The sequence below is a fragment of the Mycobacterium sp. DHQP2018-32-09 genome, from assembly GCF_058148405.1.
Window position 1 is genome coordinate 1 of sequence record NZ_JBYVYK010000012.1, and the last position, 13158, is coordinate 13158.

Sequence of the window (13158 nt, forward strand, 5' to 3'; positions counted from 1 at the left end):
CACCGGCGCCGCCTGCGCCCGCGCCCGACGGCGCGCCGCCGCCACCACCTCCCGAGCCGCTGCCCGACTCACCCGAGCCCTCCGCGGTCTTCTTGAACCGACCGTCGGGTGCGCCCTGACGATCGCCCGCCGACGCCGGAGGCCCGCCCTGCACGGTCGGCGGCGGTGGCGGATCCAGCGGCTTGCCCGAGGAACGCGCGGCGTAGTCCCCGAGAATGCTCTCCGACTTCTCCTGCCAGCTCTGCCGGATCTTCATGAGCCCCACGCGCTGGTTCATGTCGGTCGACATCATGATCTGCCGGTCGAGCTCGGCGATGTCCTTCGACGTCGGATGCTGGGCCGCCGCGCTGCGATGCACGTCGGCGAGGTCACCCGCCTGACCGGCCAGGTCCCGCGCCGCGGACGCCATCTGCTCCAACCAGGTGCGGTGCAGTGCCAACGCGGCCCCCGCGGCCTCGGCGGCACCTCCGTCCCACGACATGCCCCCGCTGTCGAAACTGGCCGACCTGGCTTCCAGCGCTGCCGCGTACGCGGTCCACGAACTCTTGAACGCTTCGAGCGACGCCGCCTGATCGGGCGCCTCGATCTGGGCGGCCGCCTGCTCGAGCATCACCCCCGGCGCGCCATGGCACTGGTAGTTCGGGGTCGGCGGCAGCGCTGCCGACGGCGTCGCCGGCGGGGCGGGCTGCACCGGCGGAATCGACGGTGCGGTCTCGCCGCGGTCGAGGGCGACACCCGCCTGCTCGTCGATCTGCCGATACGCCTGCGCGGCGGAGCGGAACGCCTCGGCCAGCCGCGTGGCCTCCACCTCCCCGGCGTGGGCGAACCCGCGCAGCATCTCGGCCGACTTGTTCAACTCGCCGACGGCGTCGACGGCGACCTGAAGCGCGCACGGCGGCAATGGTTGACCCGGCGCCGCGGGCATGGGTTCGCTGATCTGTGCGGCCTTGGCATCCAGCTCCGCTGGATCGACCTTCACTTCCCCCGCCATGACTCCTCCTACTCCTTCGCCCCGTGCGTCATTGTTCCAAGACCATCTGGTAGCGACTCTCCTCGCGCGGATTGATCAGCCGGATGGGTAGCTGACGGTGTCGCGGGGTGTCGATGAAGTTGGGCCGCAACACCACTCGGCCCACGCCGGTGTGCGGTCCCAGATAGGTGGTGGCCTTGGGCCAGGCCACCTTCGGGGTGCGGCCGACGCGGGCGCCGATGAAGCCCGCGAACTCGCTGAACTGGGCGCCCAGCGTGACGAGTGCACCTGCCGCGGCCGCCCGGATGACGAACTGCGTGAACAGGTGCGCGTCGCCCAGGTTGATGCTGACGTCGACGTCGTCGAACGGCATGTACACCGGGTAGCGGTCGGCGGTCTCGCCGATGAGCACCCCCGCCGACCCGATGGGTAGTTCGTGGTGCCGATCGGTGACCGGACTCTGGCCGAGAAGTGCCGCGCGCTGGCCCCCGAACAGGCAGGAGAATCCGCGCGGGGTGGTCGGATTGGCCAGCGTGGTCAGGAGCACGGTCGCCGTGGGGGCGGCGCCAGGACGTACCCGCACGCGGGTGAGCGTGTGGTCGGCGCGGGCCGACCACCACGCGTTGGGTCCGCCGGGTGCGGAGTACGCGGCGGTGAACGTGCTGCGGCCCTTGATCAACGACCAGTTCTCGCGTTCGAAGCTGATCTCGGTGGCCTTGTCGAAGTCGTCGAAGCTGCGACTGCACCGCGCGTCGACGCCATTGCTGGCCAGGTGGTCGGCGATGCGAGTGGTCGACGACACCAGGTAGCGGGCCAGCCCGGCGACACCGGCCTCGCGTCGCAGGGCCGAGCGCCGCGTCGTCTCGGGCAAGGCGCGCAACACGATCCACGTGCGTCGGTTCGCCGGCGCCGGGTAGGGCCCCACCACCTGCTCGTACAGCGCGACCAGGGTGGCCGGGGCGGTGCGGCCGACGCGGTGGCCCGCCGAGACGATGTCGGCCTCGAGGTCGGGGCAGTGGGCGCTGATCAGGTCCTCGACGAGCTTGGTGTCGACGACGTCGTCGGTGAAGGCCTCGCCGCCCACGATCACGGTGGGGGTGAACGGGCGCGGCACCAACTCGATCACCGACACCAGGTGATCGCCCTCCCAGCGCACCGCGACGTGGTCTCCCGGCATGACCGTGGCGCCCACGGCGGGCTCCGACGGTGGCGCGGGTGCCACGGCATGCCTTCTGCGCCAAGCGAATATCGCGGCGATCCAGCCGGAGAAGCGGCGGCCGCGCACCGTCAGCACGGCGGCGACCGCGACGATGACCGCCACCGTGATGCCCACCCACAGCAGATCGAGGGCGGCGAACACCAGGATGGCGGCGGGGATGAGCACCGCTGCCCACAGCAGGTGGCCGGTGGTGGCGCGAAAGCCGAACTGCGACAGGAACTGCCTCATCGGCGCCTCAGCGCGCGGCGGGCCATGGCACCGATGCCCAGTGCGGCCGCCAGTCCGGCGCCCACGACGACGACCATGGTGATGGGTCCACGGTCGGGCGGCGGCACGTACACCGGCGGGGGGATCTCCTTGACCTGGTAGGGCACGGTGTCCGGTCCGGCGGGCACGTCCCAGGTCAGCGCCGCGACGGGGTCGATGACGCCGGCGCCGACGTAGTTGTCGACGCCGCCGCCTGGGTGCCGCGAGGTGGCGGTGATCCGGTTCATGATCTGGGCCGGCGTGAGATCGGGGAAGCGCTGTTTGACCATGGCGGCCAGCCCCGACACGAAGGCCGCCGCGAACGACGTGCCGTTGATGGGAATCAGGCCGTCCTGGCCGGCGAGGGCGTTGACGGGGTTGCCGTCGTACCCGAGGGCCGTGATGTTCTCGGCGGGTGCGGCCGCGCCGACCCAGGGGCCCGACATGGAGAACGTCGACGGCTGACCGTTCTCGCCGATGCCGCCGACGGTGAGGACCAGCGGCGAGTACCAGGCCGGGGACACGATGGTCTGCACGCCCTGCCATCCGCGGGGATCGGCGGGCAGGGCCGGGTTGGGTGGCGGGTTCTGCGTGCAGTCGCCGCCGGTGTTGCCTGCGGCCACGACGATCACCGCCCCCTTGACGTTGACGGCGTACTCGATGGCGGCGCCGAGGGCGCGCTCGTCGATGCGGCGGGTCACCTTGTAGCAGGCGGCCTCGCTGATGTTGATGACCTGGGCGCCCATGTTGGCGGCGTGCAGGATGGCGCGGGCGAGGCTGCGCAGGGAGCCGGCCGTCTGGGTGGTGTTGGGATCGTTGGGGTCGGTGCGGGCACCGACCGGTTGGAAGTTGTCGGAGGTCTGCCGCAGCGACAGGATGCGCGCGTCGGGTGCGACGCCGATGAAGCCGTCGGTCGGCGACCCCTTGCCCGCGATGATCGCCGCCGTGAGCGTGCCGTGCGCGTCACAGTCGGACATGCCGTTGCCCGCCTGGTCCACGAAGTCGCCGCCGGGTTCGGCGGGCACCCGGCGGGAACCGTTGACGCCGGTGTCGATCACCGCGACGGTTACGCCCGCGCCCGTTGCGAACTTCTGCGCGTCGGCGATCCGCAGGTAGGTGCTGGCCCACGGCTTGTCGACGAAGTTCGAGTTCGGGAACACCATGGGACCGGAGCACTCGCGGCGTTGCTCGGTGGGCTGGTCGGGTCCCGTTTCGTCAGGTGGCAGTGCCGCCCGGTCGATGACCGGGGGTTCGATGGCCACCGCCGGGGGTGCGGTGAGCACCGCGAGGCCGAGCACCGCGAGGATCACCGCTAGGCGACGAAGCACGCGTCACCCCCCGCTGACCGCGGCCGGCCCGGATTGTGCTGCGTCGCCTGCAGCAAACGAGCTTCCCATGATTCGACGCCCGATTGCTTGACGTCACGCCCCCGCACGTAATGCACTCCGCAAGCTTAATGGTGTGCATGTGGGGTCCGTTCCGCTTTCTGACGGGCTGCGACGCAGGCCACGCGGGTTTGCGCGGGCTCAGGCGTCGAGGTCTTGACGCACCAGGTCGACGACGGTGGCCAACGCGGTCTCGTCGTCCGAGGCAACGGTCACCTGCGCGCCGTTGCCGGCGCCGAGGGTCATGATCATCAGCGCCGAGCCGGCGTCGACGGGTTCGCCGCCGTCGAGCGAGAGGGTGACCTCGGCGCCGGAGTTGGCGACGGCCTCGGCGATGATCGCGGCGGGACGGGCGTGCAGGCCGATGGCGGATCCGACGATCACGGTCTTGCTGGGCATGGGTTTCTCCTGGGTTGGTTGCGGTGGGTGGGTTCGGGTGGAGCCGACGGTACGAGGAGGGACCGTCTCAGGCGGTGGCGAGCTCGGTGACCGTCGCGGGTGCGGCGGTGGTCTTGCGGGCGAACTGCTTGGCGACGATGACGGCGGCGGCGCTGGCGGCGGTGCCGACGGCGATCGCGACGACGAACCACAGCTTGTTGTCGATCGCGAACAGGACGAAGATGCCGCCGTGCGGGGCGCGTGAGGTGACGCCGGTGGCCATGCACAGCGCCCCGGTGATGGCGCCGCCGAACATCATCGAGGGGATGACGCGCAGCGGGTCGGCCGCGGCGAAGGGGATGGCGCCTTCGGTGATGAACGACGCACCCAGAAGCCATGCGGGCCTGCCATTCTCGCGCTCGGGTTCGCTGAACAGCTTGGGCCGCAGCACCGTTGCCAGCGCCATGGCCAGCGGCGGCACCATGCCGGCGGCCATCACCGCGGCCATGATCGAGAACGACGCGGTGGTGGCGGCGGTGAGTCCGGCGGTGGCGAAGGCGTAGGCCGCCTTGTTCACGGGGCCGCCGAGGTCGAAGCACATCATCAGGCCGAGGATGACGCCGAGCAGCACCGCGGAGGTGCCGGACAGGCCGCTGAGCCAGTCGGTGAGGCTGGTGTTGACCCACGCCAGTGGCCGGCCGAGCAGGATGAACAGGAACAGGCCCACGGCGAGCGAGGCGAACAGTGGGATCACCACGACGGGCATCAGGCCCTTGGCCCAGCGTGGCACGGTGATGCGACTGATCCACAGCGCGGCGAAGCCGGCGATGAGACCGCCGACGATGCCGCCGATGAACCCGGCGCCGACGAAGCCCGCGACGGCGCCTGCGGTGAAGCCGGGGGCGATGCCGGGGCGATCGGCGATGGCGAACGCGATGTAGCCGGCGAGCGCGGGGACCAGGAAGCCGAAGGCGAGTCCGCCGAGGCTGAACAGGATGGCGCCGATGTACTGCATCAGGCCGCCGGGCGGTAGGTCGGTGATGGAGTTGTTGAGGGCGATGAGGTTGCCGAGGGACTTGGTCTCGCCGTCGGGGGTGTTCGCGATCTCGTATCCGGCGAACAGGAAGCCCAGCGCGATGAGCAGGCCGCCGGCGGCGACGAACGGGATCATGTAGCTGACGCCGGTCAGCAGGATCTGCCGGGTGCGGGTGCCCCAGCCCACGCCACCCGCCGGTGCGGCGGCGGCAGCGGGTGCATCGGTGCCGCCTTCGACGCGGGCGGCGTTGGGATTGGTTGCGGCGCTGAGGGCTTCGGCGATCATCTTGGCGGGTTCGTTGATGGCCCGCTTGACGCCGGAGGCGATGACGGGTTTGCCCGCGAACCGTGAGCGGTCCTTGACGCCGACGTCGGTGGCGAAGATGACGGCGTCGGCGGCCGCGATGACCTCGGGGGCCAGCGGGGTGCTGCCCGAGGAGCCCTGGGTCTCGACGTGCAGGGTGACGCCGGCGTCCTTGGCCGCGGCGACGAGGGAGTCGGCCGCCATGTAGGTGTGCGCGATGCCGGTGGGGCAGGCCGTGATCGCGACCAGGGTGCGCGTCTTCTCGGAGGCGGCGGGCTGGGCGGTCGGCGCAGGGGCCGCGGCCGGGGCGGGGTTCACGACGCCGTCGACGAGGTCGACGATCTCGGCGGCCGAGGTGGCGGCGCGCAGGGCGGCGACGAACTCCTTGCGCACCAGGGCCCGCGCGAGGCTCGACAGCAGCTTCATGTGTTCGGCGCCACCGGATTCCGGTGCGGCGATGAGGAAGGCGAGATCGGCCGGGCCGTCGGGCGCGCCGAAGTCCACCTTGGGAGAGAGGCGGGCGAAGCCGATGGTCGCCTGCTCGACGTGCGGCGAGCGGCAGTGTGGGATGGCGATGCCGCCGGGAAGGCCGGTGGCGGACTGCGCTTCGCGGGCCATGGCCGCGGCGATGAGGCCGTCGCGGTCGGTGGCGCGGCCGGCGTCGGCGAGGCGACCGGCGAGCAGTCGGATCACGGCCTCCTTCTCGGTGCCGGCGTCGCCTGCTGAATTGACGCCTCCGGCGTCGACATCGAGGGCGACCAGGTCGGTGGTGATGATGGACATGAGGCTGCTTCCTTCTCGGAGGGCGATGCGGGGTCGGGGTGGGTCAGGAGCGGGTGGGCGCGGGCACGAGGGGATAGACCCGGACGGCGTCCAGGTGGATCTGGGCGGGGCCGGGGAGTGCGGATCCCGGCAGTGCCGCGGCCGCGCTGCCGTAGGCCACGGCCATCTGCAGGCGCTGCGGTGGTGCGGCGCCGCCGACCTCTGCGCGCAGGTAGCCGGCCAGGGCGCTGTCCCCGGCGCCGACGGTGCTGCGGGGGGTGATGGGAGGCGGTGTGGCGAGCCAACTCCCGGTGCGGTCGACGAGGACCGCCCCGGCGGCACCCAGCGTCACCAGCACGCTCTTGGCGCCGCGGTGCAGGACCTGCTGGGCGGCGGCGACCACGGGTTCGGCGTCGCCTGCGGCGGCGGCGCTCTCCAGCTCGGCGCCGGATGCTCCGACGAGGCCGGCGAGCTCGTCGGCGTTGGGTTTGATGACGTCGGGGGTGGCGGTGGCGAAGTTCGCGGCCAGGGCGGCGAGCGGCCGGTCGGAGGTGTCGACGGCGACCTTGCACGGTGACGACGCCAATCGGGTGGCGATCTCGGCGTACCAGTCGTCGGGCAGTCCCGGCGGCAGGGATCCGGACAGCACCATCCACGCGGCGCCGGCCGCGGCGTCGAGGACGGCGCGGGTGAGGGCGTCGCGGGTCGCGGCGTCCAGGGGTGCGCCGCGCTCGTTGAGCTTGGTGGTGGTGCCGTCGGCTTCGGTGATGGCGACGTTGGTGCGCACCGGCGTGGTGACGGGGACGCACCGGAAGGCGACGCCGGTGGCGCGCAGCGCCGACACCAGCGGATCGGTGTCGGCCGCAGGCAGCAGGCCGACGGCGTCGACGCCGGCGAGGGTGAGTGCGCGGGCGACGTTGACGCCCTTGCCGCCCGGTTCGGAGGTGGAGGTCGTGACGCGTTGTACGGCACCGCGGGTCAGCGGGGTGTCGAGCGTGACCGTGCGGTCGATGCTGGGGTTGGGGGTGACGGTGACGATCATGGACGGGCCTCCGCGGTGACGACCTCGACGCCGTGCCCTTCGAGCTGCGCGCGGTCGGATTCGGTGATCTCGGCATCGGTGAGCAGGGTGTCGACGGCGGACAGCGGGGCGAAGCTGACGAATTCCTCGCGGCCCACCTTGCTCGAGTCGGCGGCGACGACGACGTAGTTGGCGCAGCGGACCATCGCGCGCTTGACGGCGGCTTCCTCGCCGTCGGGCGTGGACAGGCCGTGGCGGACGCTGATGGCGTTGGTGCCGATGAAGGCGACGTCGACGCGCATCTCGTCGAGGGCGCGCAGGGGTTGTTCGCCGACTGCGGCCTGGGTGATGCCGCGGACGCGGCCGCCGAGCAGGTGCAGGGAGACCGAGGGCAGCGGGGCGAGCCGCGCGGCGACGGGCACCGAGTTGGTGACCACGACCAGGTTGCGGTCGGTGGGTACGTGAGCGGCGATGCGGGCGGTGGTCGTGCCGGCGTCGAGCAGTACGGTGGCGCCGGCGAGGGGGAAGAACTCGGCGGCGGCCGCGGCGATGGCGTCCTTGTGATCGGCGCGGGTGACGTCGCGTTCGCCGACGCCGGGTTCGACGAGGTGCAGTGCCCGGACGGGGACGGCGCCGCCGTGGACGCGGCGCACGACGCCGGCCTTGTCGAGGGCTGCGAGGTCGCGGCGGACGGTCTCGGTGGTGACGTCGTATTCGCGGGCCAGCTCGGTGACCGACGCACGTCCTCGGCTGATCACCAGTTCGGCGATCGCCTGTTGGCGTTCCTCGGCGTACATGCGGCCCCGTTCGTGTGGTCGTGAGGGTGGTCTGTCGTGTGAGCGTGACGTGCCATGTGGGAAATGTGCACTTGAAGTGTTGATGTATGTTGTTTTACGCCTGACTGTGTTGACTTGTCAATGGATTCTTGTAATCCTGGTCACATGACATCGACAACCGCAGCTCGGTCACATGCCACGGTCCTCCGCGGCGTACCCGCGGTCGGTGGGGTGCAGTACGCACCCGTCGTCCGCCCCGGAGCGCGTCCCCGCCTCGACGACTCCGCCGTCCCCGAACTCCCCGACGACGCGCGACCCGACGAGGCCGCGCGCCTGCTGGCCGCGACGGCCGCCGTGGCCGAGCGGCTGCGGTCCCGCGCCGCGCATGCGACCGGCGTGGCCTCCGAGGTGCTCGCGACCACGGCCACGCTCGCGCAGGATCGCGCCTGGTTGGCCGACGCCCAGAAGCGCGTCACCGCGGGCACCCCGGCTCCGTGGGCCGTCGGCGCGGCCATCGACAAGGTGGCGGCCATGCTGGCGAAGGCCGGCGACATGATGGCCGAGCGCGTCACGGATCTGCGCGACATCCGCGACCGCGTGATCGCCGAACTCAACGGCGAACCCGAGCCCGGCGTGCCGGTGCCGGACCGGCCGTCGATCCTGTGTGCCGACGATCTGGCCCCCGTCGACACCGCGGGCCTCGACGCCTCGCTGGTGGTGGGGTTGGCGACGTCGCTCGGCGGGCCCACCAGCCACACCGCGATCATCGCGCGCCAGCTCGGCATCCCCTGCGTGGTGGCGGTCGACGGCTTGGACGACGTCCCGGCGGGCACCATGATCCTGGTCGACGGCACGCTCGGCACCGTCACCGTGGGGCCGGACGCGACCGTCGCCGCCGAGGCCGTGGCCGCCGCGCAGCGCGACGTGGCGGCCGCCCGGGCGTGGCAGGGTCCGGGGGCCACGGCCGACGGCCACCCCGTCGCCATCCTCGCCAACGTCCAGGACGGCGCCGCCGCCCGCGCGGCCGCCGAGACTCCCGCGGAGGGTGTCGGGCTGTTCCGCACCGAGCTGTGCTTCCTCAACCGTGACGTCGAGCCCACCGTCGCCGAGCAGGCGCAGATCTACGGCGAGGTGCTGACGGCGTTCGGAGGGGCGAAGGCCGGTGCCAAGGTGGTGGTGCGCACGCTCGACGCGGGCTCGGACAAGCCGCTGAAGTTCGCGGGTCACGCCGACGAGGCCAACCCCGCGCTGGGCGTACGGGGCATCCGCATCGCCGACGCGAACCCGGGCATCCTGACCAGGCAGCTCGAGGGCATCGCCGCCGCCGCGCGCGCGACGGGCAGCTCGCCGTGGGTGATGGCGCCGATGATCGCCACGGCCGCCGAGGCGAAGGCCTTCGCCACGCAGGCCAGGGCGCTCGGGTTGACCCCGGGCGTGATGATCGAGGTGCCCGCGGCCGCGTTGCTGGCCGATCGCATCCTGGAGCACGTCGACTTCCTGTCGATCGGCACCAACGACCTGACGCAGTACACGATGGCCGCCGATCGCATGTCGGCGAACCTGGCGACGCTCACCGATCCCTGGCAGCCGGCGGTGCTGGCGCTCGTCGCGATGGCCGCGCGTGCCGGTGTGGCGGTGGGCAAGCCCGTCGGGGTGTGCGGCGAGGCCGCGGCGGACCCGGTGCTGGCGGGCGTGCTGGTGGGATTGGGCATCACGTCGCTGTCGGCGGCGGCCGCCGCGATCTCGGCCGTCGGCGCCAAGCTGGCGACCGTCACTGTGGCGCAGTGCCGCGCGGCCGCCGAGGCCGCGCTCGCCATGGCCAGCGCGGCCGAGGCCAGGACGGCGGCGCTGGACGCCCTCGGCTGAGACGGGTACCGGGACGACCCGTCGGGAATACAATCGGACCGCAGTCCGGTTCTATCGGACAGTTCCCACGAGGAGGTTCCGATGCCCGCCGTCACCGCAGACACCCTGACCCTGCCGCGCGTCAGCGCGCCTGCCCCCGCCGACACCGAGCGCCCGGTGCGCTCGGTGACCACGGGTCCGCGCGGTTACGAAGGTGAGGGCTTCCCCGTCGTCCGCGCGTTCGCGGGCGTCAGCGCCGCCGCGCTCGACCCGTTCGTCCACATGGACCAGATGGGTGAGGTGGAGTACGAGCCCGGGGAGCCGCGCGGCACCGACTGGCATCCCCACCGCGGCTTCGAGACCGTGACCTACATCATCGACGGCCGGTTCGCCCATCAGGACTCGCACGGCGGCGGCGGTTTGATCACCGACGGCGCCACGCAGTGGATGACGGCCGGTTCGGGGGTGCTGCACATCGAGACCCCGCCGGCCGAACTGGTCGAAAGCGGCGGACTCTTCCACGGCATCCAGCTGTGGGTGAACCTGCCCAAGTCCGACAAGTTCGCGACCCCGGCCTACCAGTCCATCGAGGGTCGCCAGGTAGGGCTCGTCACGTCCGACGACGGCGGGTCGCTGGTCCGCATCATCGCCGGGGACATCGACGGCCACGCCGGCCCCGGCTCGACGCACACGCCGATCACGTTGGCGCACGCCACCATCGAACCCGGTGCTCGCCTGAACGTGCCGTGGAACCGCGACTACAACGCGCTGGTGTACGTGCTGTCCGGACGCGGCACCGTCGGCCCCGTCGCCCGCCCCATCGAGCAGGGCCAGCTGGCGGTGTTCGGTCCCGGCGACCGGATCAGCGTCGCGGCCGCGCCGAACCAGGACGGCAACCGCCCCGCGCTCGAGGTGTTGCTGTTGGGCGGCAAGCCGATTCGCGAGCCGGTCTTCCAGTACGGGCCGTTCGTCATGAACTCGAAGTCCGAGATCATCGAGGCCATGGAGGACTTCAACGCCGGCCGCTTCGGCACCGTGCCCGCCGATGCGCTGCGCCCCCACCGCACCACCTAACCGACGCGCGACTCCTCGGCGCGCTCGTAGAGCAACTCGAGTTCGCCGAGGTTCGCGGCCACGGTCACCAGCGGCAGCGCAGCGGACACGGCCAGCGCGTCGCCGCCGGCCTCGGCCCGCAATGCCAGCACGAAGTCGTCGCTGATCGGTGCGTGGGCGGGGGTGGCGGTGGTGGTCAGCCGCGCGCACACCGCCGCGGCGTGCGCTTCGAGGATGTCGCGGACTCGCGGGTAGGCAGCCAAGGGCGGCGGCACCACGTCGGCGATGAGCTCGGCAGCGTTGCGCAACCGGATGGCCCGGTTGGCGGCCCGGATCACCGGCGCCCGGCCGTCCGTGGAACCCCCACTCTCCGAGAGGTATTGGCGCACCGCATCGTCGAGGGTGCGCGATGCGGTCATCGCGGCGTGCCCGAGCGCGAAGACGCGGTCGTTGGCGGCCTCCGAGGCGCCGCGGGTGACGCGCCGCACGGCCGCCGTGAGGTACTCGGTGCCGACGGCCAGGGCCGCGTCGACCGCACGCGCCACCGCGGCGCCCGCGCCGCGCGGCCACAGCAGCACCGACACCACGATGCCCACCAGCGCGCCGACCACCACGTCCTCCACGCGGATCAATCCCACGCTCCACCCCGTGGGCACGATGAGGTTGAAGATGATGAGCACCATCATGGTGAACATCGCCTGCCCGGCGACGAACGACGCCACCTCCGGCACGTAGGCCGAGCCGAAGGCCACGACGGGCAGCGCCAGCCACATCACCACCGGTTCGACGCCGAGCAGCTCGATGAACGCGATGCCCAGCAGGAAGCCGAGCACGGTGCCCGCGACGGCGCGCACCACGCGGGTCCCGGTGGTCAGTGCGCTGCTGCGCAGCACCGACATGGCGCCGAGCACCACCCAGAAACCGTGCTGCACCGGGAACACGTGCGTCACCGCCACCGCGAGCGCCAGGCCGAGGCCGGTGCGCAGGCTGTTGCGCACCACGACCGCCCGCGTGGCGACGAAACCGGTGGTCAGATACGCCAGCGCCTCCGATTCGGACAGCACGCGTTCGGCGGCACCGGCCCGCGGTAGGCGGCGGCCCAGCACCCGGGCCCACACCGGACGCGCGTCGGCGGCCGCGGCGAGCCCGATGACGCGGCCCGTCGCGCCGACGCACGCCGAGATCGTGCGCCGCGTCAACAGCGTGCGGCCGACGCCGATGGCCGCGGCGTCGCTGGGTTCACCGAGGATCTCGACGATGTCGTCGCGGTAACGACGCTGGGCGATCTCGCGCTGCGCGGCGAGCGCGGCGGTGAGGTCCGTGCGGTGGGCACGTCTGCCTGCCGCGGGCGAGGTGGTGAGCACCGCGGCGGCGTCGCGCAGCACGCGCACGACGGGTGCCCGCATCTGGGCCAGCAGGTCACCGGAGGAGTCGGTGACGCGGTCGGACAGCCACTGCAGGTCGTCGACCACGCGCACCAGCGCGCGGCTGCCTGCCGTGAGCGCGACCGGGCGGTAGTCGGCGCCCAGGAAGTTGGCGCGCAGCGCGTTCATGGCTCGGGTCACGTCCTCGGCCGCGGCCAGCCCGTCGAGTCGGTCGGCGAGCGTGCGGCACACCTGGGCGGCGTGGCGGCGGAGATCGTCGTGGTGCTGCGGCGGCAGCAGGAACAGCGCGGCGGGGATCGCGAGTGCCGCGGCGATGGCCCACCCCAGGAGGCGGTCGGCGATGGGTCCCGGCGGGGTGCACGCGGGCAACACGAACGTCAGCAGCGTGGAGCGCTGTCCGGCGGCGACGGTCTCGGAGAGCACGCCGGAGAACGTGATGACCACCGCCAGCACGAACATGGTCGCGACGGCGACCCACGGCAGCGGCGCCACCAGAGATCCCAGCACGATGAGCAGCGCGCCGTTGCACCCCAGACCCGCATATGCCAGCCCGCGGGCATTGCGGTTGCCGGGGAAGTCGACGGTGATGAGCAGCGCGACGGAGCCGAAGATGGCGAACATCGGTGTCTGCGAACCACTTCCGATGGCAAATCCCACGGCGGCGGCGATCGGCAGCACGATCGCGGCCCGCACCGCGCGACGCAGCGCGTCGCGTTCGGGGTCGCGCTCGGAGAGCCGATTCCGGGCCCGGCGCCAGAGGTCCGCCGGGGTGAGCATGT

The 13158-nt window shown here is 72.3% G+C and carries 10 protein-coding genes; 2 read left to right on the forward strand and 8 right to left on the reverse strand.

The genetic code is table 11. From position 1 onward, the window contains the following. The 7 genes from AC30CM_RS08045 to AC30CM_RS08075 form a co-directional block, all read right to left on the reverse strand. Window positions 1-991, reverse strand: a 991-nt coding sequence (locus AC30CM_RS08045; RefSeq protein ID WP_490116322.1) for a PPE domain-containing protein, incomplete at its 3' end; no start/stop codon positions are given. 28 nt (window positions 992-1019) lie between these two features. After that, window positions 1020-2417 carry a type VII secretion protein EccE gene (gene eccE / locus AC30CM_RS08050; RefSeq protein ID WP_490116323.1) on the reverse strand — a complete coding sequence of 466 codons (1398 nt, stop codon included), beginning with the start codon at window positions 2415-2417 and terminating at the stop codon, window positions 1020-1022. Then, window positions 2414-3763 carry a type VII secretion-associated serine protease mycosin gene (gene mycP, locus AC30CM_RS08055; protein ID WP_490116324.1) on the reverse strand — a complete coding sequence of 450 codons (1350 nt, stop codon included), beginning with the start codon at window positions 3761-3763 and terminating at the stop codon, window positions 2414-2416. Before mycP ends, eccE begins: the two co-directional genes overlap by 4 nt. A gap of 198 nt (window positions 3764-3961) precedes the next feature. After that, window positions 3962-4219: an HPr family phosphocarrier protein gene (locus AC30CM_RS08060; RefSeq protein WP_490116325.1), complete on the reverse strand. Its 258-nt coding sequence runs from the start codon at window positions 4217-4219 to the stop codon at window positions 3962-3964. Between the two features lie 67 nt (window positions 4220-4286). Beyond that, window positions 4287-6320, reverse strand: a complete 2034-nt coding sequence (locus AC30CM_RS08065) for a PTS fructose transporter subunit IIABC (RefSeq protein ID WP_490116326.1) — start codon at window positions 6318-6320, stop codon at window positions 4287-4289. A gap of 43 nt (window positions 6321-6363) precedes the next feature. Beyond that, a complete protein-coding gene (locus tag AC30CM_RS08070; protein WP_490116327.1) occupies window positions 6364-7341 on the reverse strand; it encodes a 1-phosphofructokinase family hexose kinase in 978 nt (325 codons plus the stop codon). Beyond that, window positions 7338-8117, reverse strand: a complete 780-nt coding sequence (locus AC30CM_RS08075) for a DeoR/GlpR family DNA-binding transcription regulator (RefSeq protein WP_490116328.1) — start codon at window positions 8115-8117, stop codon at window positions 7338-7340. The genes AC30CM_RS08070 and AC30CM_RS08075 overlap by 4 nt, the downstream gene beginning before the upstream one ends. Window positions 8118-8261: 144 nt before the next feature. On the opposite strand from AC30CM_RS08075, the gene AC30CM_RS08080 reads away from it, so the two are divergent. Next, the gene (locus AC30CM_RS08080) at window positions 8262-9962 is read left to right on the forward strand and encodes a putative PEP-binding protein (protein WP_490116329.1); all 1701 of its coding nucleotides are present in this window, start codon (window positions 8262-8264) and stop codon (window positions 9960-9962) included. 81 nt (window positions 9963-10043) lie between these two features. After that, window positions 10044-11015, forward strand: coding sequence for a pirin family protein (locus tag AC30CM_RS08085; RefSeq protein ID WP_490116330.1), 972 nt, complete (start codon window positions 10044-10046; stop codon window positions 11013-11015). Here the strand turns inward: AC30CM_RS08085 and AC30CM_RS08090 are convergent. Continuing rightward, window positions 11012-13156, reverse strand: a complete 2145-nt coding sequence (locus AC30CM_RS08090; protein ID WP_490116331.1) for an FUSC family protein — start codon at window positions 13154-13156, stop codon at window positions 11012-11014. The genes AC30CM_RS08085 and AC30CM_RS08090 overlap by 4 nt on opposite strands. Between the last annotated feature and the right edge of the window lie 2 nt (window positions 13157-13158).

Bases quoted from the DNA above. Each gene is read 5' to 3' on its own strand.
- eccE (WP_490116323.1), bottom strand. From the start codon at position 2,417: ATGAGGCAGTTCCTGTCGCAGTTCGGCTTTCGCGCCACCACCGGCCAC.
- AC30CM_RS08060 (WP_490116325.1), bottom strand. From the start codon at position 4,219: ATGCCCAGCAAGACCGTGATCGTCGGATCCGCCATCGGCCTGCACGCC.
- AC30CM_RS08065 (WP_490116326.1), bottom strand. From the start codon at position 6,320: ATGTCCATCATCACCACCGACCTGGTCGCCCTCGATGTCGACGCCGGA.
- AC30CM_RS08070 (WP_490116327.1), bottom strand. From the start codon at position 7,341: ATGATCGTCACCGTCACCCCCAACCCCAGCATCGACCGCACGGTCACG.
- AC30CM_RS08075 (WP_490116328.1), bottom strand. From the start codon at position 8,117: ATGTACGCCGAGGAACGCCAACAGGCGATCGCCGAACTGGTGATCAGC.
- AC30CM_RS08080 (WP_490116329.1), top strand. From the start codon at position 8,262: ATGACATCGACAACCGCAGCTCGGTCACATGCCACGGTCCTCCGCGGC.
- AC30CM_RS08085 (WP_490116330.1), top strand. From the start codon at position 10,044: ATGCCCGCCGTCACCGCAGACACCCTGACCCTGCCGCGCGTCAGCGCG.
- AC30CM_RS08090 (WP_490116331.1), bottom strand. From the start codon at position 13,156: ATGCTCACCCCGGCGGACCTCTGGCGCCGGGCCCGGAATCGGCTCTCC.